This window comes from Adhaeribacter sp. (genome assembly GCF_057359045.1).
The window spans coordinates 1-23,928 of the sequence record NZ_JBMQUD010000061.1 but is presented as its reverse complement, the minus strand read 5'-3'; the positions used below and the strand labels follow the sequence as shown (position 1 = coordinate 23,928).

Sequence of the window (23,928 nt, the reverse complement as noted above, 5' to 3'; positions counted from 1 at the left end):
TTTCATGTAATTAGCCAACTGCACAAATAAAAACGGAAAATCGTAGCCCCATTGTTTGCGCCAGCCGGTAATCATGGCCGGAAATAATTTACGGTACTGATACGCTTTACCGGCATTCGACTCGCCCTGGTACCAAATAGCTCCTTTTATGGCGTACGGTACCAAAGGAGCAATCATGGCATTGTATAAGGTAGCTGGCAAGCCTTGCATCCGCTCGGGTTTATCGGTGCGGTTTAGGTTTTCCTGCACGGATTTATCATAACCCGGGAACTGCTTTAAAGAGGCGGCATCGGTCCAGGCTTCTGCGGGGGTTCCGCCCCACTCCGACGCAATCAGCCCAATGGGAATATTATATTTTTGTATTAAATCGCGGCCAAAGAAATAAGCTACCGCCGAAAAGTTACCAATGGTTTGGGGGCTGCAAAGTTGCCAGCCCTCGCTTTTAATCTCGGCTAAAGGTTTAAAAGAAACCTCATTCTTAACATCAAATAACCGGATGTTGGGATAATTTGCCGCTTCAATTTCCTTCTCAAAATTATTAACGGTGTTTTTTAATTTCCACTCCATGTTAGATTGACCCGAAGCCAGCCAAACATCGCCCACCAAAATATTACCGATACTGATTTTATTCTTGCCTTCTACGCGCATGTCGTAAGGGCCACCTGCCGCAACTGGTTCTAAGTTTAAGGTCCATTTACCGTCCTTGGCTGCTTTTGCCGTTTTCTTTTGCTTCTGGAAGTAAACCGTTACTTTCTCGCCGGGGTCGGCCCAGCCCCATAGGGGTAACTTGGTATCGCGCTGCAGCACCATATTATCGCCCACTAATTTGGGTAAGCGAACATCGGCTTCACTGGAATTGGGTAAACCCAAACCACAGGCAACCAGCATCACTAATAATTTTTTCATTTGTTTTAAATATTTGTGGATAGTTTGAGCAGGTAATATAATATTTATCAGTTTAAAAGTTAAATATTTTAAATATTACATCTGTTTGCTTATATAGATTGGCTTAGAACACCGGTTTATATAACCTAAATTATTTAATTATTCTATAGAACCAGAACGTTAAGATAATATAAAGACGATTAAAGGTGAAATGGTTGAGAATCAACATTAACCGTCTGATACTTTATTTAGCCTCTGAATTCCGGTTTTTTTAGCACGCCATCATCTCTCCTACTATACCTATAAAACTGATTAGCCATCAGTAAAATACTTATTTAACTTTTAGATAAATTAATTATAATATTTCCGGATTTAAGTAAATTTAATAGTTATATTTAATACAGTAAATCGTTCTGTATCACTTTAATGCTACTTGTATGGGCTTGCTTTTTCTTTTAGCTGCAGTCGCGGCCGTTTCGGTTTATCTGGGGACTAAATACCGGGTTAAACCTTCTCTCGACAAAAAGATTAAAGCCCTGCAGGCATTACCTGTTCAGAACTGGTCAACGGATTTTCTGCAAAGTAAACGCAGCCATACCGATCCGGAAGCCGATGCCGTAATCGATGCTATTTTAAATACGCCCGGCGAAGAAAAGTTAATAAATACCGTTTTTCGGGCAATGGTTAGAAATGATGATGTAGTTCCGGCTAATTTGCCGCCCGCAGTACACGATTATTTTGCGCTGGGCAACCAGTTGCCTTCCTGGGCCGATCCGGAATTATTATTACTGGGAGAACAAATTTATACCCGCCACGGGGCTTTCATTAGCCTGGTTTTATCTTGTAAATCGATGCCCGAGTGTTACGCCTGCGCCAAAGGCGCCATGGTGCTATACCATTCGGGGCGGCTAAACGACCAGCAAGGAGCCATGGATGCTTACGCCCGCCGCATTGTAGAAACGGCGCAATTTGTGGTTAATGCCATGTCGCCGGGAGGCTTGGGTGCGGGTGGTAAAGGCATCCGGACAGCTCAGAAAATCAGGTTAATTCATGCCGCTATCCGGTACTTTATTAAAAAGCACGGCTGGGATGCAACTCTTTACGACGAACCCATTAACCAGGAAGATATGGCGGGCACGCTTATGTCTTTTTCGGCTTTGGTGCTCGATGGCTTAAAACAACTGAATATAAACCTAAGCCCCACCGAAGAAGAAGCTTACCAGCATTGCTGGCGGGTATTAGGTCACTTTATGGGTGTAGATGCCGATTTACTACCTAACAATGTAGCCGACGCCCGCGCATTGGGCAACGCCATTATGCAGCACCAGGTGGGGCCCTCTATGGCCGGAAAATCTTTAACGGCAGCGCTCATAAAATTTAAAGAAGATATTTCGCCGGAAGGAAAATTATTTGGAGTAGTGCACGAAATGCTGCGGTATATGATGGGCGACCAGGTGAGCAATATATTAGAAGTGCCTCCTGCCGACCCGGAGGTAGAAGAAAAACTTAAACAGCGTCTGCGGGCCTGGGGCAGCGAGTACGAAAAGTTAGAGCACCGTTCAGAATTATTTGCGGTTTTCGCCGAATCTTTTAGTAAAATAATGCTACAAGGTATGCTCAATTACATGAACCACGAGCAGAAAATTTATTTCTACTTGCCGGAGTCGCTGCAAAAAGACTGGGGCGTAAATGAACCGGTTTAGCTATAACTGCTTAAGCTTTTAAACCTGCTACTGTTATGAAATCACCTTGTCTGCCCGACCCTAGCCAATGGATAAATTTCTGTGAATACTCCTTAACGGAAATAATTTTGGTTTTAGTAGGTACCGTTTTATGGAATATTGCTTATGGTATCATTATATACAAAACCATCCGCAACCGCTACGTAGAAATGCCTTACCTGGCGGGTGCATCTAATTTTGCCTGGGAATTTGTCTGGGGTTTTCTGGTGGTAACCGATATGGGTAAACTCTTTGTGCGGGGCTTACAAAGTTGGTTTTTAATGGATATTCTTATTTTTTACTTAATAATTCAGTATGGCCACAAACAGTTTGAATACATAAAGAACCCGAGAGCCTTTGTACCCATTCTACTGGGAGTTTTCTTATTTTGGATTCCGGTATTTTATTTTTTTTATACCGAAGGTTACGATACCAGCATGGGCGCAACATCGGCTTACCTCATAACCATTATTATGGCGGCTTTGTACATTCATCATTTTTTAAGTGCCAAAAACAAGCAATACTTTTCAGTTTGGGTAGCTTGGTGCGAGTTAATCGGGAATACCTGTATGAGTCTGTTTGTGGTTTTACACTACCCCCAAATGCAATTACTTAAACTGCTAACCTTGGCAGTATTTATTTTAAATATAGTTTATGTAATTATTCATTACCGGTATGCGGCCCATAAAACTGTTCAGGTTCCTGCTAATCTTAGTGTTGTTAGCCAGGTGGCCGTTTAGCGCTTCTGCTGCGGAAATCTTGGTGGTAAGCCAAAATAAAAAAATATACCCGGTTGCCCCACACAGCGACTTTCTGGAATCGGCGGTACAATCCGGGGAGGTAACCAAGTACCTGCCGGCCTTTAAAAAATTTGATTACCGCCTTTTAAAAATCAGCAACGATACGAGTAATGTTTTTTGGTTCAGGTTTACTGTACAAAACAAAACAAATGAAAATCTTTACCTGGTGCTACCGGTGGTTGGGTTTATTAGTGTAAAATTATACCACTACCAGCAAGGTAAAGCAATTTTGCTCGAAAAGGCCGGTACCCACACCAGCGTTACCAAAAAATTACTGGCCACTAACCGCGACATAATGCGGTTACCTTTACAAAGCGGCGAAACCAAAACTTTCCTGCTCCGGTTAAACCACTTTAATTACAAAGCTTTTCCGGCAGCTATTTACCCCGAAGATGCTTTAATCAAATACGCTCACCCCTGGGATACCGCCGAAGGTATTTTATTGGGTATTATGCTGGCGGTGGTTATTTACCAAGCCTCTATTTACCTGGTAACGAAAGAAAAAGATTATTTGCTTTTGGCGTTGTACTTGGCTTCGCTTAGTGCCCACTTAACCATTTATTCCGGCCATTTCTACGAGCTGTTCTCTTTTATACCGGCCAATCTTTTTAATCGTTTTGATTCCGGGCTACCCTCCGTAACCGGTTTTTTATCATTTTTATTTACGTATCATTTTCTAAACTTAAATAAAGAAGCCTCGCCGCATCTTAAAAAAGTATTTTTCGGGTTTTACACCGCCTGGGTTTTCCTGATTTTAGCCGCCTTACTGGGGTTTACCCAAATAGCCTATGGCTATAAATACATATCGCCGGTAGCCAGTATTTTCCTGATTTATTTAGGTATTACATTTTATCTCAAAGGACATAAACACGCTATTTTGTACTTGATTGCGTATTCTATCACTACCCTCACCATTATATTTTTAATTACTTATTACATACTAGGCATTTTTACTTACTCCCGGTTTTTGCACAACTCCTTAATTCTAAGTTTCGATGCCCATGCTTTACTGTTTTCGGTGGCAGTGGCTTACAAAATTAAAACCTACAAAGACCAGGTAGCGGAAATTATAAAAGCGCAAAATATATTACTGGAGAAAAGTGTGGCCGACCGTACGCAAAAACTGCAGCAATCGCTCGAAAACCTGAAAGCCGCGCAGGCCAAATTAATTCAGCAGGAGAAACTGGCTTCCTTGGGCGAACTTACTGCCGGTATTGCGCACGAAATACAGAACCCTTTAAATTTTGTAAATAATTTTGCCGAAGTATCGGAAGAGTTATGCGAAGAGTTGCAGGACGAATTTGAAATATTAGCGTTGCCGCCGGATCAGAAAAAACCACTGGCTGATTTAATTGATGATTTGACGCAAAACCAGGGGAAAATAAAATTTCACGGCAAGCGTGCCGATAGCATTGTTAAAAACATGCTGCAGCATTCGAACGTTAATGCCGGCCAAAAAGAACTTACGGGTATTAATAATTTGACCGAAGAATTTCTACGCTTGAGTTACCATGGCTTGCGCGCCAAAGACAAAAACTTTAATGCCCGGCTGCAAACAAATTTTGCCGACAATTTGCCCGATTTAGCCGTACAGCCCCAGGATTTAGGTCGGGTATTACTAAATATATTTAACAATGCTTTTTACGCGCTGGCTCAGAAGAAAAATCAACTAAATGGGTTGTATATGCCCGAAATGCAGGTAAGTACCCGTTACTACAACGGTAAAGTTGAAATTACAATCCGGGACAATGGTACCGGTATTCCGGAGAACATAAAAAACAAAATTTTTCAGCCGTTTTTTACCACCAAACCCACCGGCCAGGGAACCGGTTTAGGCTTATCTTTAAGCTACGATATTATTACCAAAGGCCACGGCGGCGATTTAAAAGTAAATTCTAAAGAAGGCGAGTTTACCGAAATGGTTTTGCAATTACCCGTTCCGGCGGGGTAAGATTTATTTATTCTGTATCCGGCTCGGTAAGCGCACTTAAAAGCTGTAGTTTTTGGGCTTTGGGTAAGCCTTTCAAAACCAGAGCGTAAGACAAATCGATCAATTCTTTTAATAAAGTTTCAGGTACCGTATATTCTATTAAAATGGTGTTCCAATGCTTTTTGTTCATGTGGTAACCTGGTTTAATGGCATCATACGTTTCCCGCAGTTGTACCGCCCGCTCCGGATCACATTTAAGGTTAATACTGGCAAAGGTATTAATATCCGTCAGGGCAAAAATTTTGCCGCCTACTTTAAACACCAGCGTATCCTCTCCGAAAGGCATTTCTTCGGTTACCCCCGGTTTTATTAAACAATATTCCCGAAATTCCTCAATATTCATTAGAGCACGTGCCGGAATAATATTACCATTAAAGCCACCAAAAACATTAGCATCGATAATTTATTTATAAAGTGCATGCTGCGGAGGTTAAAATTGGTTTTGCGATTAGGGTCTTTTCCCCGGAAAAAGTAGGTAGCTACTTCCGAAAAATCAAACAGGTTTTTCATACTTTTATTTTAGTTATAAGCTTATAAATGTATTAGGCCAACCGATAAATGGTTGCTATTAAGTAAAACACTTAAGTAAGTAAAGAAGTTTGCCGGACAAATACAAAATATATGCCTGCATGGTATTTTTTTCTTTACTTAATCTTAAATTAATTTAGCTAATCACATTAATTACTCTGCCATTGCCAAGCCTGGCCATTCCAATAAAGCCAAACGGCCGGCTTTTTTACATCTTCCGGAAATAAAATAATTACTTCTCCTTGCGACTGAACATCGGCACCGGCGGGTAATACCCGTTCTGTTTTCCAGGTACGCAGCCAGTTTAAATTACTTTTCTGTTCCGGTTCAGGGCTATTATTAAGTAAGGTAAATTCTTTGTCGGAATTTTTTAATAAAACGAATCCTTGTTGCTCATCCATTTTACGCTTAACCAGAATAGCTATATCGGTAAAACCATCCCGGTCAAAATCGGCTTGCAAGTAGTAAGGATTGATGCGGGTATCAAAAACCAAAGAATCTTTAAAACGCTTTTGTTCTAAAGCCGGCCAGGTCCATTTTGGTAAATCGTAAATTTCGGGTAAAGCGGCAGCCTTTTGACTAGGTTGGTTACAGCTAAAAATACAAGATATTATCAGAATCCAGAACCAATTTAGTTGGTAGGTAAAACACTTGGCCATACTACCATCAGTTTAACTGCGCCTCCAGCATCACGGGTTCCACCCATTTGCCATCTTCCCGAATCAGCTCAATTAATTCATCTACGGCCGCATCTTCAGGTACCGCTTTTTTAATAACGGTTTGCCCCCGGTATAAAGCTATTTTGCCTTTGCCTACTCCCACGTACCCGTAATCAGCATCGGCCATTTCGCCGGGACCGTTTACTATACAGCCCATTATACCAATTTTTATGCCTTTTAAGTGGTCGGTACGCTTGCGAATCATGGCGGTGGTTTCCTGTAAATCAAATAATGTGCGGCCACAACTCGGGCAACTAATGTATTCGGTTTTGCTCATGCGGGTGCGTGCCGCTTGCAAAATACCAAAACTCAACTTATTCAGGCTATCTATGGTTTGCAGCCACTCCGGCTTACTCCGCTCCGACATTAATTCGGTACTAAGTACCACGCCATCGCCTAAACCGTCGAGCAATAAACCGCCCACATCGGTAGAAGCATATAACTGTGTTTTTTCGGCGGCCATGTCGGGGTACTGCCGGTTTATGATTACCGGATTTGGTACCTGGTTGTTCATGAGCCGGAAAAAAGCTTTGCGTAGTTCCGGCATGGCATGTTTATTCTGGGTATACAGGATAATAATGGCCGTAGTATCTTGCCGCAACTGCTCAATTGTTTCCGAAGTTAAAGAATCTATATTCTGGAAAACGAAATTTATTTCGGGGTGACGGTTGTTCTTCTCCTGGTACTGGGTTGGCGTTAAAGCCGGATAATGTTCGGTTCGTTCACCGCCGGTTAACCAAGCCTCGTAATCAACAATTTCTTTTAAGCCGTTGGGCAACATAAAAGAAATGGGTTCGCTGCCAGTATAAATGTAATCGGTGCCTAAATCGTTCATGTTAAATTTATCCAGCAGCATCGAATACAAATGGCCCACACACTGCAGGTCGGCGTATTTAATAGCGGTTAAGCGGCTTAAATCGGCAATTACCCGGGGCACGTTGCTACCGCCAATATTACCTACTTCGGTCGTTTCGCGCTGGTGGTATTGGAAAGGATTAATCGGAACCTGACATACCGGTTTGATGCGCGTATGGCCCGGCCGCTCGGTATACCGGTCGATGAGCATGCGGGCCACCGGGGCTTCGTATTCTGGTGCTTCGGTTAAAGATACCCGCACCGTATCGCCAATGCCATCTTCCAGCAAAGTACCAATTCCCACCGCCGATTTAATGCGGCCATCTTCGCCTTCGCCGGCTTCGGTTACGCCTAAATGAAAAGGATACGGTTGCAAGCCTTCTTCAGTTAATTTTTGCGCTAGAAGCCGGTAAGCCTGTACCATTACTTGTGTGTTGCTGGCTTTCATGGAGAGCACAATATCGTAGTAGTGCAAGTCTTCACATATCCGCAAAAACTCCAGGGCACTTTCAACCATACCTAAAGGAGTATCGCCGTAACGGCTTAATATTCTATCAGATAAAGAACCATGATTGGTGCCGATGCGCATGGCCGTGCCGTGTTCTTTGCAAATTTTTACCAGGGGCACAAAGCGCTCCCGAATCCGAGCCAGTTCGGCCTGATAAGTGACGTCGGTATAATCTATAACTTCAAATCTTTTTTTATCGGCGTAGTTACCCGGATTAATCCGCACCTTCTCTACTATCCGGGCAGCGAGTTCGGCGGCATTGGGCGTAAAATGAATATCAGCAATTAAGGGTACGTTATAGCCCCGCCGGCGTAATTCTGCTTTAATATTGCGCAGGTTTTCGGCTTCTTTTACACTTGGCGCCGTTATGCGCACGTACTCGCAACCCGCCTCTACCATCCGGATGGTTTGTTCTACCGAGCCCAGCGTATCCATAGTGTCTACGGTGGTCATAGATTGCACCCGGATTGGATTTAGCCCTCCCAGGGCAACATCACCAATTTTCACTTCGCGGGTTTCGCGGCGGGTATAAGTAGTCAGGCTCGGACAATAATTCAGGTTCATAAGTACAGCGCTCTTGGATTTATAACTAAATAACGGGGCCGAATGTTCGGAAACGCTATTGCAAAATTAAGACCATTTATTTAAATTATGAGGTTTTGTTTAGAATCGTTTTGCCGGTCAGAGTGGCTTGATTATCTCCGAATAGCTTAAACCGGTACTATATTTGATGTACTCTATTTTATATTAATGGCTTTACACAACATGATTAATAAATATTTAAATAACGGATTACGCGAACGTTTGCAAGACCAGGCGCAAAGAATGGGTTTAAAAGGCAAACAGGCCATTGATATTATTTCTTTAACCACCAGCACCATAAAAGAGGTATTGCAAGCCGAACTTAAAAACGGTAATTACAACGGCGTTGTGGCCTTTTTAAAAAGTGCACCGGTTAAAGCCGGCACCGATTTGGTGGTTGATAAAATAATTCAGCGGTTGGTAGGTCGTTTAATATTGCGTTTTGGCTTACCGGGTGGTATTGCCTTAAACCTGGCTACTTTGCTGGTACCTTTCTTTTTAAAAAGAATCAGTAAAAAAGCTTTAAAAAGCGGTCAGGTACAGGATTTATTTAATTCGGTGGGTTTAAATAATACTATAGAAAAAATATCGATTCTGAAGAACCAAATTAAAGAAAAGTTTAAGCCGGGCCAGGCGGCCTAAGCAAAAGTTTACTAAAAACAATCCAATAAATAAAAAAGGCTCCGTTTCCGGAGCCTTTTTTATTTATTGGATTAGTGTGTGAATAATAATTCACGGTATTTAACCAATGGCCAGTCTTCGTCGTCTACCATGAGCTCCAGTTTATCTACGCTGTAACGGATAGTATCGAAGTAAGCTTTCACCTCGTCGCAGTACATGATAGCGCGCTCGCGGGTGTCTTCAATTTTATTAGCCACTTTGCGCTTGTCAATCATTTCATCCACATTTTTCTTGATAATACCAACGTGCCGCGAGATATCTTTAATGGTATCGAGGGTTACGTTAGAATATTCTTCGTCTAATCCCAGGTCGCGCAAACCTTTAATGTTGTTGATTAGCTTGTTCTGGTAAGCTACGGCGGTTGGGATAATGTGGTTAATTGCTAAATCGCCTAAAACGCGGGCCTCAATCTGAATTTTCTTGATGTACTCTTCAAGCAAAATCTCATGACGGGCATGCAATTCTACTTTGGTGTAAACCCCTAAGCGCGAGAATAATTCTTCGGCTTCTTTAGAAACAAAGAAATCTAATGCTTGCGGCGTCGTTTTCACGTTGCTCAAACCACGGCGGGCGGCTTCTTCTTCCCACTCTTTTGAGTAACCATTGCCTTCGAACCGGATTGGTTTAGAAGCAATAATATATTCCCGGATTACATCAATAATGGCAACTTCTTTTTTCTTGCCTTTCTCGATGGCCGCATCTACGGTTTTCTTGAACTCGATTAATTGGTCGGCCACAATGGCGTTTAATACCGTCATGGCATTGGCACTATTGGCTGATGAACCAACCGCTCTAAATTCAAATTTATTACCGGTAAAGGCAAACGGCGATGTACGGTTCCGATCGGTGTTGTCGAGTAAAATTTCCGGGATTTTATCGATACCCAGTTTCAGGTACATGTTGTCGCCTTTGTCGATGGCTACATCCGAATTATTTTCTAATTCTTCGCAAACCTGGTTAAGCTGTGAACCAATAAAGGCAGAAATAATAGCCGGCGGGGCTTCGTTGGCTCCTAAACGGTGGTCGTTACTGGCTGAAGCAATGCTGGCGCGTAATAAATCAGCGTTTTTGTAAACCGCCATCAAGGTAGTGGCAAAGAAAGCCAGGAATTGCAAATTTTCTTTTGGCCGTTTGCCCGGACCTAACAGGTTAACGCCGGTATCAGTAGACATAGCCCAGTTGTTGTGTTTACCGCTTCCGTTTACACCGGCAAATGGTTTCTCGTGCAACAACACTTTAAAGTTATGACGCTCGGCCACTTTGCTCATTAAATCCATCAGCAACTGGTTGTGGTCAACGGCTAAATTGGCATCTTCAAAAGTAGGTGCACATTCGTATTGGTTAGGCGCAACCTCATTGTGGCGGGTACGCAGCGGAATACCTAATTTATGGGCTTCCTGCTCAAAATCAACCATAAACGCGTGTACCCGGCTCGGGATAGAACCAAAATAATGGTCTTCTAACTGCTGGCCTTTGGCGGGTGAATGACCAAAAAGGGTACGACCGGTTAACATTAAATCCGGACGGGCCGCATACAAAGCCTTATCTACTAAAAAGTATTCTTGCTCAATACCCAAAGTAGCACTTACTTTGGTAACATCGCGGTCGAAATACTGACACACTTCTACCGCTGCTGATTCTAAAGCCACTAAGGTTTTTAACAAAGGAGCTTTATAATCCAGGGCTTCGCCGGTATAAGAAACAAAAATAGTAGGAATACAAAGGGTTTTGGCACCAGCAATTTCTATGATAAAGGCCGGTGAAGTAGGATCCCAGGCGGTATAGCCGCGGGCTTCAAAGGTATTCCGGATGCCACCGTTCGGGAAAGAAGAGGCATCGGGTTCTTGCTGTACCAGCGCCGAACCTTTAAAGTTTTCAATGGCCTGGCCATCGCTGTTTAAATCAAAAAAGCTATCGTGCTTTTCGGCGGTGGCACCGGTCAATGGCTGGAACCAATGGGTAAAGTGGGTAGCACCTTTAGCCAAAGCCCAGGTTTTCATGGCGGCGGCCACGGCATCGGCTACATTGCGTTCTACTTTGGTACCGTGCTTAATTGCGGTATTTAATTTTTTAAAATATTCGCCCGACATGGTTGTACGCATGGCTTCCATGCCAAAAACGTTTTTACCATAATAATCTGAAATTTTAGGAGCGGGGGATAACACTTCAACTGGCTGACGGCTTTCAGCTACTTCAAGTGCTTTGAAACGAAGGACTGCCATAGTTTTTTACAGTTTTTTTAATAGGTTTGCCAAAGGTACTAATAGTTTTAAATTCTGCTAATAACACCTTTAAAATTTTTATCATTTAAACCTAAATTTATGAAATATTTAAAATCAGGCTTAAAATTAATCTTCCTTTAAAAAAATATTATCCTTTTTTACTCAATGGCCTTTTTTTCTTAAACCCAGCGTTTATATAACACCCAGATAGGGGTTAGTTATAAAATGATGCTTATTCTATATTTGCACCATGAAAAGTAAGTGGGTTCTGCAGGTTAAATATTTTTTGGGCTGGATACTATATTTTATAGGAGCCAAAACAATTTTTCTGATTTACCATGCCAACCGGCTCCAGGATTTTAAAACTACCGAAGTATTTAATATTTTTTTGTACGGTTTTCGTTTAGATGCTTCTTTTACTGCTTACCTCTGCGTCCTTCCCTTTTTTTGTTATCTGGTGCAGTCGCTTTTCCCGAAGCTCCCCATCTATAAAGCGGTACATTATTATACCTGGGTACTGTTGTTTATTATTTCTTTGTTAACCGTAGCCGATCTGGAACTGTACCAGGCCTGGGGGTTTCGGTTAGATGCTACCCCTCTGCAATATTTGGTTACGCCCGCCGAAATGGCTGCTTCTACGGCCAGCTCGCCCCTGCTCCTGCTTTTTATCTTGTTTATGGGTTTAACACTGGTTTCGGTTTATTTATACTACCGTTTTTTTTATGGCTTTATCGTTATTCATAAAAGAGATTTTATTTACAGCTTTGTTAGTTTCTGGTTGTTGTTGTTGCTGATAATACCCATGCGGGGCGGCATTCAGCAAATACCCATTAACCACAGCGATGTATATTTTTCCGATAAAATATTTTTAAACCAGGCAGCTATTAATGTTCCCTGGAATGTCATGTACTCTTTAAGTACCCAGGCTTACAAAAACACCAACCCTTACAATTATTATAGTTCTGAAACCGCTAGTAAAATGGTGGGCGAATTATACCCGGTTTTACCGCCTGCCGGTGGGCAGAAAATAATTAACCAGGCGCGGCCCAATATCTTATTCATTATATTAGAAAGCTACACCGCTAAACTGGTAGGTTGTTTGGACGGCGAGCCGGGCGTAACGCCTAACCTGGACCAGATAGCCCAGAAAGGTATATTATTTAATAATATATACGCCAGCGGCGACCGGAGCGAAAAAGGTATAGTAGCCATTCTAAGTGGGTACCCCGTGCAGCCGCGGAAATCAATCATTAAAATGCCGCAAAAAACGCAGAATCTGCCGCATTTAAACCGGGAGTTAACAACTGCCGGTTACCACAGCAGTTTTTATTATGGCGGCGAGCTGGCGTTTGGTAATATAAAATCTTACTTAAAAAATGCCGGTTACCACTCTTTAATCAGCAAAGATGATTTTGACGCCAAAGATTATAATTCTAAATGGGGCGTGCACGACCATGTATTGTTGCAGCGGGTTTTAAAAGATTTAAAAAATGAAAAGCAGCCTTTTTTTACCACGGTTTTTACCCTGAGCAGCCACGAACCCTACGAAATTCCCATTCCTAAAAAATTTCCCGAAAAAGAAGAAGCCGACCAGTTTAAAAATTCGGTGTATTATACCGATTACGCCTTGGGTAAATTTTTTGCGCAAGCCCAACAAGAACCCTGGTGGGCAACCACATTGGTGGTATTGGTAGCCGACCACGGGCACCGTTTTCCTGGCAACGATTTATTAGATGCGCCTTCAAAATATAAAATTCCGTTTATTTTAACTGGTGGTGCTTTAGCCGCCCAACCGCAGATAATTTCTAAAGTCGGTTCCCAAACCGACATTATTCCGACGGTATTAGCCCAGTTAGATTTACCATATAGCCAGTTCTCTTGGGGGAAAAATTTACTAAACCCAGCCACACAGGATTTTGCGTTTTACATTTTTCAGGATGGCTTTGGGTTTGTTACGCCCCAGGGAGCCGCAACTTTCGATAATATTTCAAAGAAAGTGATCCGGCAAGATACGGGTGTTACGCCGGCACAAATCAACTACGGCAAGGCCTACATGCAGGCTTCTTTCCAGGACTTTCTGCAGAAATAATGGTTAAATAAAACACGCGGCAGCCTTTCAGCATCAATTTAAAATTTAGTTATAATTTATTATTTTACAGCGAGGTAAGTAATTTTATTCCAATCAGCATTAACTTTTACCCTGATTCTGGCTACTGGATTTTTACCGGTAAAAGCTGTATCTTTGCGGCCTCATGAAAAAAGTGGCATTTTATACGTTGGGCTGTAAGCTTAACTTTTCCGAAACTTCAACCATTTCGCGGTTATTCCAGGAACGGGGTTACGAGAAAGTAGCTTTTGAAGATACGCCGGATATTTATGTAATTAATACCTGCTCGGTTACCGATAATGCCGATAAAAAATGTCGGAAAGTAGTAAAAGAAGCTTTAAAGCATGCGCCAGACGCCTTTATTACCATTATTGGCTGCTATGCGCAATTAAAACCCAAAGAAATTGCCGAAATTCCGGGGGTACACGCGGTATTAGGAGCCGCCGAAAAATTCAGGTTGGTTGATATTCTGGATGGTTTTGTAAAACCCGAAAAAGCCCAGGTACACGCCAGTGCTATTAGCGAAGCCAATACCTTTAACACGGCCTATTCTTTCGGCGACCGCACCCGCACCTTTTTAAAAGTACAAGATGGTTGTGATTATTCTTGTACCTTTTGCACCATACCTTTAGCGCGCGGCAAAAGCCGAAGCAACACCATTGCCAGTGTTTTAAAAGCTGCCCATGAAATTGCTGCCACCGAAGTAAAAGAAGTAGTGCTTACCGGGGTAAATTTAGGCGACTTTGGCATACAACCTGGTTTGGGCCGGCAAGAGAATTTTTACGAGCTTGTTCAGGCTTTAGATAAAGTGGCCGGCATAAACCGCTACCGCATTTCTTCTATCGAGCCCAATTTACTAACCGACGATATTATCCGGTTTGTAGCGGGTTCAAATAAATTTATGCCGCATTTTCATATTCCGCTCCAGTCGGGCAGTAATAAAATATTAAAATTAATGCGGCGGCGGTATTTGCGCGAGGTTTATGCCAGCCGGGTTAGTCTAATAAAAAGCTTAATGCCGCACTGCTGCATCGGGGTAGATGTAATTGTTGGTTTTCCCGGCGAGACCGAAGCTGATTTTCTGGAAACGTATAATTTCCTGAACGAACTGGACATTAGTTACTTGCACGTTTTCCCGTATTCCGAAAGAGACAATACCCGGGCCATAGATTTACCCGGCACGGTGCCGCCTAAAGAACGCAACCGCCGCGCCGACATGCTCCGGATTTTATCCGAGAAAAAGAAAAGAGTATTCTACGAGCAGCACCTGGGCCACGAAACCAATGTTTTGTTTGAGGCCGATATTCAGAACGGCTTAATGGAAGGCTTCACCGAAAATTATATCCGGGTAGTGGCCAAGTACGATCCGCTCCTGGTTAACGAAACCAAAACCGTTCGGCTGACTCAAATTAATAGCCAGGGATTAATGGAAGTAGAAGAAGCTTCGGTTGAGGTTTTACATCATTAAATATTATAAATCAAAATATTAAAGCATAAATCCGGAAATAATATTCCGAATTTATGCTTTTAAGGGCATTACCATTTCGTACTGGGTAATAAATAACTCCAGACCAACTGCTTTTAAAAAAGCCAGGGTGGCGTTACTTGCTTCATCTACGTTTATAACGGCCACGGGCAATGTTTGCCCCTGGGTTAAATGCCGGAGTAAATGTAAGCCCAGGCCTTGGCGATGGTAAGCCGGCGCAATTGCAAACTGCGCTACCCGGTTGGTATTCGTTTGTAAAACCCCATAACCAATTAATTCATCTTTATCATACACTTCTATAATCCGGTTAAAGGGCCGGGTGCGTTCCAGGGCCGCCAAATTGTATTGCCAGGAAGGCTCATAATCCCGGTATAGCGTTAAAACGTCGGGGTTTAACGCCGTAACTTCCCGAAATTCTATACCGGCTACCAGCGCCTTTACCCGCGATTCATCTAAAAAACCTTTGTAGCTAATTAAATTGCGGACTACCTTGAAACCAATGGTTTGGTAAGTTTTTACGGCCACCCGGTTTTTTTGTACTACTTCCAGTAAGCATTGTTCTACCCCGGCTACGCGCAGTTGAGGAATAGTAAAATTATACAGTTGCTGCGTTATTTTCTGGCCGCGAAAAGCCGGAACTACCCCGGTACCTCCGTTATAAGCCGTTACTTTTCCGCTCCAGGAGTTAATGCCCTGCAAGATAAACCCTACCAACTTTCCATCGGCAAAAGCTCCCACCGAATGCTGTAACTGGATGCCATCGCGGAGCAATTTTTCTTCGAACTGCGGGGTGGTAAAATGCATTGGAACCACATAATCCGAGAAAGCCAGGTTAAAACTTTCGGCAAGTGTAGCAAGGCTTACGTCTTGTAGGGTGTTAAATAGCATAGTTTACTTTAATTGATAACTAAATTCAGCAAGCCAAATTATAAAATTTAACGGCGCACTGCCGGGAAATTTTCAGATTCTGTAGGCTTGCTTTTGGTGGGTAACCAGTATCGGATGCCAAAAGATAAACTCATCAGGCTGGGGTAACCCGGAATAAAAGTGGTAGAAAAATCGTATTTACTATTTATAGCCAGGTTGTATTCAAATTCGCCGGCGTACGGAATAAATTTATACTGCCATTGGGTATGCTGGGTACCATCAAAAAATCCGGAATCTTCGTAATCTGGCAAACGGTACCAGTTGCGCCGGTAAACCAGAGTCGGGCCAAAACCACCGTTCATCGAATGTTTGCCTTTTTTAAATATTACCCAGCGCACGCCTACATGCGTAAATCCACCCAACTGGGCAGCACAATCTGAATAAACCGCCTGTATGGCTTTTAGCGAAAATTTGTCTGGTTTTATAAAATATTCATAGCCCAAGGTACCGCCCAAATTAAATACCAGGTAGCCTTTTTTATCCGGATTCAGGGGCATTAAAGGCGCGTTTACATCGCCTTTGGGGTGCAGGCTTAAACCAAAAAATTTCAAGTTCAGGTTATGCTGACCAAGGGCCGGAACAGATATAAACAAACTCAAAACGAATGGTAATAAAATCTTTTGCATGCTACTTTTAATTTAAGCCTTCTCCCCAATTTTAATTAGTTAACCACTAAATAAATTTTAGCTGCGTTTCAGGTTGTTGAGGGCATTAGCCCATTGATTTTGACCAGCCTGAAATCAGATTAACTACAAAAGGCTTACCTTTCTACATTAATTATTTAACTTTAATGGCCGCCGATTGTTTTGGCCCTTAAAAATTGCCCCGTAAAGTTAAACTCAGATTCCGGCCCGCTGCACTAATGGTTGAGGCAAAAACCCGGTAGTGCCGGTCAGCAATATTTTCTAGATTGGCCTGGATTTGTAGTCGCGGATGAATTTGGTAAGCTGTTCTTATATTTAAGGTATACCAGGCTGGCAGGCCGTTGGGAGTAGCAAAGGCAAAATTATCTTCGCCCAATAGGTTATAATCGGCTAACGCTTTGCGGCCATTATACAACACAAAAAATTCGCCCCGAAACTTTTTCAGGTTTAATTTTATACTGGTACGGCCAAATAAAGGCGGAATGTGATCCAAGGGGTAGTCGGCAGAATCGGTTTTAATGCGGCCTAAGGTATAGTTCAGGCTGCTGGCCAACGATATAGCCGGGCTAAGGTCGGCGGTTAAACTGCCGCTGAAGCCATAAATATAAGCTTGCTGGGCGTTTTTATTCGTGAGCACCTGGCTAAGCTGGTTTTGATACAGGATTTGGTTTTCGCCGTTAAAAGTGCCGGGTTGCGTAGTAATGGCCTGGCGGTACCAAGTGTGGTAACCCGTGGCTTCTACCCGAATTTTATTCCGAAAACCTTTGGCAATCGTTATTTCGGTGTTATAGGTAAATTCCGGCTGTAAATCAGGATTAGGCACAATAATCGTACCCGTCACGCTCTCAAAAACTTTGCTTAAATCATCCACATTAGGAGCCCGGAATCCACTCGAAGCCAAGGCCGCTAACCGCCAAGCCTTTCCGGGTAAAAAGGTTAAACCTAAATTGCCATTCAGGGCACCGTTATTTTGCCGGATATGGTCAAACGGAAATGGGAAAAAAGTTTTGTCTTCAAAGTTAGCGGTAAGCTTTACCTGGCTGTACCGCAGTCCATCGTGAATAATAAACTTAGGCGACGCTTCGTAGGCATGGGTAAAGTAAGCGGCTACCGTTTGCATATCGGAACCACCATTGGGGTAACGGGTATCGAGCGGTGATTTTTCGTCAGTGACAATATTTAAGCGGTAAGCCGATGAATGTACCTGGTTATAGTTACCTTCTAAACCATAACGAAATTCGTTTTTACCAGCTTCTTTTTCAAAATCGAGGTTTAAAGAATATACATTTACCTGCTCTACCCGGCTATTCAGAATGTTATTGCGGAACGCGCGGTCTTGCCGGCTTTCTTCTATGCGTTGGTAACCGGCTATAAAACGGGCATTCTGGTAAAAAAAATTGCTACCCTTTTTATCGAAAGTATAAGCCGAAAAAAATCTTTTCTGAGGGCCGTAATACCACTCAGCAAAGCGCGGTTGGCTGTTGTTGCCTAGCAAAGTTAAACGGTCGTACCGCGGAATATCCGAAGAAGTTGAATATTGCAAATTCAAGGTATGGATACCATTTGCGTTGGGCTGAAACTTAATTTTTTGCAGAAAATCGTACTGGCGATAACCGGTTGGCCGGAGCAGATTGGGGTTGGTTGTGGCTATCATACTATCGCGTTTCTGGAAACGCTGCACATAAAAGCGGCGCAACCCGGTTGCTTCCGGAAATTGGTTGTGATGTTTACCCTGCCTTAAATCTGAAAAATGGGTATAGGTAAACGCCGATAAAAAGGCAATATTCCTGAAGCCCAGGTTTATTTCGGCATGGCCGGTTTTTTCCTGGGCAGCCGAAGCGTAACGGGTAAACGCCTGCCCTTTTAATATTTTTCTTTGGTTTTCCGGGGCTAATTCCGGATTACGGGTATAAAAATGCATAACTCCGCCCAGAGCATCGCTGCCGTAAACCACCGAACCCGGCCCAAATATTACTTCGGCTCTGTCCAGAATGGCATTATCGAGGGTAATGACGTTTTGCAAATGGCCGCCCCGGTAAATGGCATTATTCATCCGGACGCCATCTACCACCAACAATACTTTATTAGCTTCGAAACCCCGTATAATAGGGCTGCCGCCACCCAACTGGCTTTTTTGCACCAGTACATTACCGGTTTGCTGCAGTACATCGGCCGTGGTGGCTTGCCCCATAAAAGCTATATCTTCTTTCCGGAGCACCTGAATGGGTTGGGGAACTTCTTCTTTTTTTTCGGCGAAGCGGCTGGCCGATACCACTATTTCGCCCAAAGCGTAACTGCTCTCGGTAAGCAACACCCGGTAGTTTTGCCGTTGCAGCGTATTAAAGTCTAAGCGGATATACTGGTACCCCACCGCCCAAAATTCTACTGCGCCGCTTTGGTTTATTGCCGAAATATCTGCTTGCCCCAGATGGTTGGTACTGAAAGTAATATTTGTCTCCGGAAAGGTAATATTTACCCCCACTATGGGCTGCAAATCAGCTTTATTGGTAACGGTAATTACCTGGGCAGCAATTGGTAAACTGAGCCAGAAAAGAATAAAAGTTAAGTTAAAATTTAATTTCAAGACTAATCCGGACGGCTAGGATAGTAAAACATGCAAATATTACTTAATAAATACCAGTTATATATATGCCCGGTATTAGCTCCAGTTCTGGTCGGGTTTAGGTTTTAACCGTTTAGCTGCGGCAATTACATCGGCTAATTCTACCAGATCGCTCAATGGGTCTGAGTCGAGGGTGGTAACCCGGTTAAGTTCTTTTTGCCACCGCCGCAGCTCTTGTACGTAAGGTTCGTGCAATATTCTTTTCAGGTTTTCGCCGTGGGGTTCTAAATCGCAAATGCCGTTGTGCAGCCATTCGCCGGTGTGCCAATCGGGCATATCTACTGCCGGAAACAAACAGATACCGTGTAGATCCATGCCTTCATTTACCGCCGCCATCGATTCTTCCATTACATCTTTTAACCAGGCCGCCCGGCCGCCTTCCATGCCGCTGGTTTCGCCGATAATCATGGGCCGTTTATACCGCACCCAAATCAATTTTAACAATTCACACAAAGGTTTTATGCGCTCGTCGTGCGGCTCCAGCGCTGCGTGCGGACCTTCTGCGCGGTATTCCATCTGGCCAAAAGAATAATTATTGGCTCCCACAATATCTAATATTTCCGGGGAGCCACCCAGCTCGGGGTGCTTCAGCCCTGCGATTATATCCCAGGCCAGAAAAGTATCGACGTATGTTTCGTGGTAAGCCAGCGGTATTTGGTCGGGCCGGTCGTAAGGCGCTACTACCTGCACCAAAGGGTCGATGTGCACCATGCGGGCGTCGGGTACTACTTCCCGGATGGCTTTTACGCCGGCTATGGCCGCTTTACACAAACTTAACCGCAAAGCAAAGCGGTCTTCTTTTGTTTTTTTAAAAGGAGCAACCCACCCCCATTCGCCGCCGCAAAAAGAGAAAAAAGTAATTTCGTTTATCGGGGTAAAATAATGCTGCCCTGGTAAACGTTCGGTTACGTACTCTGCTGCTGCCCGGCAATAATCGGCAAATCTTACGGCAAACGCATCGGTAAAAGGGTCCAGATCGTCGGGGTAGCCGTAGTGGCACAAATCCCAGATGGGCAGAATCTGGGCGCTTTTCATGGCTTCTAAAACGGGGTCTAATTCCGAAAAATCGTACTTACCTTTATTATCTACCAGGGGCCAGGGAATACCTTCGCGGGCCACCGCAATACCCAAGGTGCGCAACATCTGGTAATCTTCCTGTATGTACAGGTGGTGCTGGGTTTCCTGAATTAAATTTCGGCGGCCTTTGTCTTTCCAGTTAAAAGTAGAGCATTCAAATCCAGAAATAAAAAAAGTCGGGAAAATACCAGCCTTGATTGTCATAGGCCATTGCTGTTGTGTTGGTAAAGGTTTATTTGCTTAATTTATTCTGTTCTAATACGCGAATATTTAGAAATGAATAAAAAAATTAAGCAAATAAAAAATTCTGGCTTCAAGCTATTTAGAACTGGTTTGGCGGTTTGAATATTTCGTAAAAGGCTGCTTGGCCGTGTGTTTTTCACTGGCAAGAAATCAGATTAAAGCTAACAAATGGGCGGTGATAACTCTACAAATGGCCGCCATAAGTACTTTTGAAGAAACGCAAAACAGGTTACTATATCTGAGGAGGCTGGCTAATAATATTAAGATTCACTAAAATGTTTCTGGCTATTGTCAAATAGCTATCTAAATATTTCATAATCCAGTAGCAAAATTTTTAAATTACTCGTACCGGAGAGATTCTATCGGGTCGAGGCGGGAAGCTTTGTAAGCGGGGTATAAACCAGAAAACAAGCCTACAGCTATACACACAATTAGGCCAATTAAAATCCAGAACCAGGGCACAAAAAAAGTACCTTCGCCAATGAGTTTGGCAATACCGTTGCCCATTAAAACGCCCAGAATAATGCCTAAAATGCCGCCCAGTAAACACACCACTATGGCTTCTACCAAAAACTGCTGCTGAATTTGTTTTTTGGTGGCACCTAATGCTTTACGTACGCCAATTTCGCGGGTCCGTTCAGTTACCGATACCATCATGATATTCATTAACCCAATAGAAGCGCCTAGGAGCGTAATAAAACCCACCAGCGACCCACCAATTTTTAAATACCCCGACATATCATTCAGGCTTTTGAGCATGGAGTCGCTGCGGTTAATTTCAAAAGACTCTTCGTGGCCCAAAGGGTCCTGGCGCACTTTGCGCATAACACCCGTGGCTTCGGCCATTATATAATCAAAATTATCGTTATTCAGAATAGTGGTTTTAATGTCGTAAGTAAGGGCCCGCGACCGCGGAAAGTTATTGCCGGTTACCAAAGGTACCAGCAACATGCGGTCGGCTCCGCCCCCACCCATGTTGCTACCACTTTTTTCTAACTGCCCCACAACTTTAAACCGGCGGCCCATAAAACTGATGTTCTTGTAAATAGGGCTTTCCTGTTTAAATAAATTTTGCGCAATTTCGTGCCCGATAATAACCACATTGGCACCACTTTCGAGTTCTATCGCCGAAAAAGACCGGCCATTGGCTATATTAAAATTTTCGTTCAAAAGGTAATTTTCGTCGCCGGCCACTACTGTAGAGTTAGGATTGGTTTTTACAGTATTGTTTTTAACCACCACTGCCCCGCTAATATTGGCCGAAATACTAACCCGCATGTTTTCATTCACCGATTCTTTATATTTCTTGGCCTGCAAATAAGAGATGGGCGGGTATACTTTATCGGCCCGGCCACCCCGCCGGAAAGAATTGGAATAACCTTTACTTACAATATCAAAAGAGTTGGCACCAAAGCTCGAGAAGGTCTCGTTGATAGAATATTTTATGCTTTCGACGGCGGTTAAAATCCCTACCAACGACATAATACCAATAGATACAATCAGGGCCGTTAAAATAGTGCGGAGCAGATTACTCTGAATGGCCCGCAGACCTTCCTTTATATTTTCGAGTAAATTCATAAATAAATAAAAAAATTATATACCCTTACCAGCCCCGTTCGTTATAAAAAACCTACCTTTTGCTTTATAAAGTTATAAGGTATTTTTAATATATTTAAAACTATTTTGTGCGGAGGTGCAGTTTTGCTCTACTATATGATAAATCGTTTTTTTACCTGCCTGTCTTTGCTGTTGTTATTGGGTTACCGGTCCTTGGCTTCAGAAATCTTAATCCCGATGGACGCGAGTCAGAAAAATCATTTAAAAGCTTATGGTCTGGCTTATCATGCGCTTACGTTGCAAGTAGAGGTAGATTGGCTGCTGAATTACCGGGGCGGCAGTTTTGCCTTTAAACATTCGCCTACTTTAGAAAATGAGCTGGTAGTACGGGGCATTTCTTACCAGGTAATTTCAGATGCGCAATATTCTACAATCTTATCCCAGATTAGTAACCCCGACGAAAACATGGATTTAATGAAGCTGGAGAAAGTACCTAAAATTGCCGTGTATTCGCCTAAAACCAAACAACCCTGGGACGATGCCGTTACGCTGGTGCTTACCTACGCCGAAATTCCGTACGACATAATTTTTGACGAAGAAGTGATGGATAATGTACTACCCAAATACGACTGGCTGCACCTGCACCACGAAGATTTTACTGGCCAGTACGGTAAATTTTACGTGCATTACCGCAATTACCCCTGGTACCGGGCCCAACAACAAGAAGCAGAAGCTATTGCCGCAAAATACGGCTTTAACAAAGTAACGCAGCTTAAGTTAGCGGTAGTTAAAAAAATGAAAGAATTTTGCGCTGGCGGCGGCTTTATGTTTGCCATGTGTTCGGCCACAGATACCTACGATATTGCTTTAGCCGCCGAAGGAACCGACATTGCCGATGTTATGTACGATGGCGATGCCCCCGACCCGCAGGCACAACAAAAACTGGATTATTCTAAAACCCTGGCTTTTAAAGATTTTAAAATTAGCCGCAATGCCTACGAAGTAGAGTTTTCGGATATAGACAACCAATTATTTGAACGCAACCTGCAGCAGAACAACGATTTTTTCCAGTTATTTACGTTTTCGGCCAAGTGGGACCCCATCCCTACCATGCTTACGCAAAACCACGAAAAAACCATAAAAGGGTTTATGGGCCAGACCACCGCGTTTAAAAAGCCTTTAATAAAGCCCGAAGTTGTTGTAATGGGCGAAACCAAAGCGGCCAACGAAGTGCGGTATATGCACGGCACCCTGGGCAAAGGCACCTGGACTTTTTACGGCGGCCACGACCCCGAAGACTACCAGCACATGGTAGACGAAGAACCTACCGATTTAACCTTACATCCCAACTCGGCGGGCTACCGTTTAATTCTAAACAATATTTTATTCCCGGCGGCTAAAAAGAAAAAACAAAAGACCTGAGTTTTGCTGTTCGTTAATCGGTGTTTTAATCAAATTCAATTTTGTAGGGAGGGGCACGATTTACCGGTAAAGTACTAGAAAAAAGGTAAAAATAATCTCTGTTCAGAATACAGGAAAAGGGTTTACTTTGATATCTAATCTTATGATAAATACCAGTAAATTTCTGGCTTATTATATTTAAGCGAAGGGAAAGAAAGGTAATGCCTGGTGCCGGCAGTGGGTCAATCCCTTGGGCCGGCATCAGGGTTTGCTGCTGGCATAATGGTTACATAGCCGTGTTGAGAGGTCTTTTTTGTTGGATAACTTATAAAATTAAAAGAGCCTGGTTTATCCAAGCTCTTTTTTGTTTAG

18 protein-coding genes are annotated in these 23,928 nt (G+C 43.1%); 7 read left to right on the top strand and 11 right to left on the bottom strand.

Annotated elements, in window-relative coordinates:
- Window positions 1–906, bottom strand: a 906-nt coding sequence (locus ACO1R6_RS10215; protein ID WP_486264451.1) for a sialate O-acetylesterase, incomplete at its 3' end; no start/stop codon positions are given.
- Window positions 907–1,322: 416 nt separating this feature from the next.
- Here ACO1R6_RS10215 and ACO1R6_RS10210 point away from each other — a divergent pair.
- The 3 genes from ACO1R6_RS10210 to ACO1R6_RS10200 are packed head-to-tail and all read left to right on the top strand — an operon-like array spanning window position 1,323 to window position 5,357.
- Entirely contained in the window at window positions 1,323–2,588 is a 1,266-nt protein-coding gene (locus tag ACO1R6_RS10210; RefSeq protein ID WP_486264449.1) for an oxygenase MpaB family protein, read from the top strand.
- 35 nt (window positions 2,589–2,623) lie between these two features.
- A complete protein-coding gene (locus ACO1R6_RS10205; protein WP_486264447.1) occupies window positions 2,624–3,346 on the top strand; it encodes a transmembrane-type terpene cyclase in 723 nt (240 codons plus the stop codon).
- Window positions 3,324–5,357 carry a sensor histidine kinase gene (locus ACO1R6_RS10200; protein ID WP_486264446.1) on the top strand — a complete coding sequence of 678 codons (2,034 nt, stop codon included), beginning with the start codon at window positions 3,324–3,326 and terminating at the stop codon, window positions 5,355–5,357. The genes ACO1R6_RS10205 and ACO1R6_RS10200 overlap by 23 nt, the downstream gene beginning before the upstream one ends.
- 7 nt (window positions 5,358–5,364) lie before the next feature.
- Here ACO1R6_RS10200 and ACO1R6_RS10195 read toward each other — a convergent pair whose 3' ends face one another.
- The 4 genes from ACO1R6_RS10195 to ispG form a co-directional block, all read right to left on the bottom strand.
- On the bottom strand, window positions 5,365–5,739 hold the full coding sequence (locus ACO1R6_RS10195; RefSeq protein WP_486264445.1) for an MmcQ/YjbR family DNA-binding protein: 375 nt from the start codon (window positions 5,737–5,739) through the stop codon (window positions 5,365–5,367).
- Window positions 5,739–5,906 (bottom strand): DUF6728 family protein, encoded by a 168-nt coding sequence (locus tag ACO1R6_RS10190; RefSeq protein ID WP_486264444.1) that lies wholly within the window; start codon window positions 5,904–5,906, stop codon window positions 5,739–5,741. Before ACO1R6_RS10190 ends, ACO1R6_RS10195 begins: the two co-directional genes overlap by 1 nt.
- 167 nt (window positions 5,907–6,073) lie before the next feature.
- Window positions 6,074–6,583 carry a hypothetical protein gene (locus ACO1R6_RS10185; protein WP_486264442.1) on the bottom strand — a complete coding sequence of 170 codons (510 nt, stop codon included), beginning with the start codon at window positions 6,581–6,583 and terminating at the stop codon, window positions 6,074–6,076.
- 7 nt (window positions 6,584–6,590) lie between these two features.
- Complete coding sequence (gene ispG / locus ACO1R6_RS10180; RefSeq protein WP_486264440.1) at window positions 6,591–8,570, bottom strand: (E)-4-hydroxy-3-methylbut-2-enyl-diphosphate synthase; 1,980 nt, start codon at window positions 8,568–8,570, stop codon at window positions 6,591–6,593.
- A 201-nt stretch (window positions 8,571–8,771) separates the two neighbouring features.
- Here ispG and ACO1R6_RS10175 point away from each other — a divergent pair, with 201 nt between their 5' ends.
- Complete coding sequence (locus ACO1R6_RS10175) at window positions 8,772–9,230, top strand: hypothetical protein (protein ID WP_486264438.1); 459 nt, start codon at window positions 8,772–8,774, stop codon at window positions 9,228–9,230.
- 71 nt (window positions 9,231–9,301) lie between these two features.
- Here the strand turns inward: ACO1R6_RS10175 and ACO1R6_RS10170 are convergent, their stop codons facing one another.
- Window positions 9,302–11,491, bottom strand: a complete 2,190-nt coding sequence (locus ACO1R6_RS10170) for a glutamine synthetase III family protein (RefSeq protein ID WP_486264436.1) — start codon at window positions 11,489–11,491, stop codon at window positions 9,302–9,304.
- Window positions 11,492–11,741: 250 nt separating this feature from the next.
- Between ACO1R6_RS10170 and ACO1R6_RS10165 the strand changes: the two genes are divergently transcribed.
- Both ACO1R6_RS10165 and mtaB read left to right on the top strand, forming a co-directional pair.
- Window positions 11,742–13,580, top strand: coding sequence for an LTA synthase family protein (locus tag ACO1R6_RS10165; RefSeq protein ID WP_486264434.1), 1,839 nt, complete (start codon window positions 11,742–11,744; stop codon window positions 13,578–13,580).
- A 163-nt stretch (window positions 13,581–13,743) separates the two neighbouring features.
- Window positions 13,744–15,066 carry a tRNA (N(6)-L-threonylcarbamoyladenosine(37)-C(2))-methylthiotransferase MtaB gene (gene mtaB / locus ACO1R6_RS10160; protein ID WP_486264432.1) on the top strand — a complete coding sequence of 441 codons (1,323 nt, stop codon included), beginning with the start codon at window positions 13,744–13,746 and terminating at the stop codon, window positions 15,064–15,066.
- 51 nt (window positions 15,067–15,117) lie between these two features.
- Here mtaB and ACO1R6_RS10155 read toward each other — a convergent pair whose 3' ends face one another.
- The 5 genes from ACO1R6_RS10155 to ACO1R6_RS10135 all read right to left on the bottom strand — a co-directional run bounded on the left by ACO1R6_RS10155 (window position 15,118) and on the right by ACO1R6_RS10135 (window position 22,176).
- The gene (locus ACO1R6_RS10155) at window positions 15,118–15,972 is read right to left on the bottom strand and encodes a GNAT family N-acetyltransferase (RefSeq protein WP_486264430.1); all 855 of its coding nucleotides are present in this window, start codon (window positions 15,970–15,972) and stop codon (window positions 15,118–15,120) included.
- Window positions 15,973–16,019: 47 nt separating this feature from the next.
- The gene (locus ACO1R6_RS10150) at window positions 16,020–16,637 is read right to left on the bottom strand and encodes a hypothetical protein (protein WP_486264429.1); all 618 of its coding nucleotides are present in this window, start codon (window positions 16,635–16,637) and stop codon (window positions 16,020–16,022) included.
- 187 nt (window positions 16,638–16,824) lie between these two features.
- Window positions 16,825–19,239 carry a TonB-dependent receptor gene (locus ACO1R6_RS10145; protein WP_486264427.1) on the bottom strand — a complete coding sequence of 805 codons (2,415 nt, stop codon included), beginning with the start codon at window positions 19,237–19,239 and terminating at the stop codon, window positions 16,825–16,827.
- A 75-nt stretch (window positions 19,240–19,314) separates the two neighbouring features.
- Window positions 19,315–20,559: a glycoside hydrolase family 1 protein gene (locus tag ACO1R6_RS10140; protein WP_486264426.1), complete on the bottom strand. Its 1,245-nt coding sequence runs from the start codon at window positions 20,557–20,559 to the stop codon at window positions 19,315–19,317.
- A 378-nt stretch (window positions 20,560–20,937) separates the two neighbouring features.
- A complete protein-coding gene (locus ACO1R6_RS10135) occupies window positions 20,938–22,176 on the bottom strand; it encodes an ABC transporter permease (protein ID WP_486264425.1) in 1,239 nt (412 codons plus the stop codon).
- Window positions 22,177–22,314: 138 nt separating this feature from the next.
- Between ACO1R6_RS10135 and ACO1R6_RS10130 the strand changes: the two genes are divergently transcribed.
- Window positions 22,315–23,577 (top strand): asparagine synthetase B, encoded by a 1,263-nt coding sequence (locus ACO1R6_RS10130; protein WP_486264453.1) that lies wholly within the window; start codon window positions 22,315–22,317, stop codon window positions 23,575–23,577.
- Window positions 23,578–23,928: the final 351 nt, after the last annotated feature.

Coding starts and splice junctions, on each gene's coding strand:
- ACO1R6_RS10210 (WP_486264449.1), top strand. CDS start 1,323: ATGGGCTTGCTTTTTCTTTTAGCTGCAGTCGCGGCCGTTTCGGTTTAT.
- ACO1R6_RS10205 (WP_486264447.1), top strand. CDS start 2,624: ATGAAATCACCTTGTCTGCCCGACCCTAGCCAATGGATAAATTTCTGT.
- ACO1R6_RS10195 (WP_486264445.1), bottom strand. CDS start 5,739: ATGAATATTGAGGAATTTCGGGAATATTGTTTAATAAAACCGGGGGTA.
- ACO1R6_RS10190 (WP_486264444.1), bottom strand. CDS start 5,906: ATGAAAAACCTGTTTGATTTTTCGGAAGTAGCTACCTACTTTTTCCGG.
- ACO1R6_RS10185 (WP_486264442.1), bottom strand. CDS start 6,583: ATGGCCAAGTGTTTTACCTACCAACTAAATTGGTTCTGGATTCTGATA.
- ispG (WP_486264440.1), bottom strand. CDS start 8,570: ATGAACCTGAATTATTGTCCGAGCCTGACTACTTATACCCGCCGCGAA.
- ACO1R6_RS10175 (WP_486264438.1), top strand. CDS start 8,772: ATGATTAATAAATATTTAAATAACGGATTACGCGAACGTTTGCAAGAC.
- ACO1R6_RS10170 (WP_486264436.1), bottom strand. CDS start 11,491: ATGGCAGTCCTTCGTTTCAAAGCACTTGAAGTAGCTGAAAGCCGTCAG.
- ACO1R6_RS10165 (WP_486264434.1), top strand. CDS start 11,742: ATGAAAAGTAAGTGGGTTCTGCAGGTTAAATATTTTTTGGGCTGGATA.
- mtaB (WP_486264432.1), top strand. CDS start 13,744: ATGAAAAAAGTGGCATTTTATACGTTGGGCTGTAAGCTTAACTTTTCC.
- ACO1R6_RS10155 (WP_486264430.1), bottom strand. CDS start 15,972: ATGCTATTTAACACCCTACAAGACGTAAGCCTTGCTACACTTGCCGAA.
- ACO1R6_RS10150 (WP_486264429.1), bottom strand. CDS start 16,637: ATGCAAAAGATTTTATTACCATTCGTTTTGAGTTTGTTTATATCTGTT.
- ACO1R6_RS10140 (WP_486264426.1), bottom strand. CDS start 20,559: ATGACAATCAAGGCTGGTATTTTCCCGACTTTTTTTATTTCTGGATTT.
- ACO1R6_RS10135 (WP_486264425.1), bottom strand. CDS start 22,176: ATGAATTTACTCGAAAATATAAAGGAAGGTCTGCGGGCCATTCAGAGT.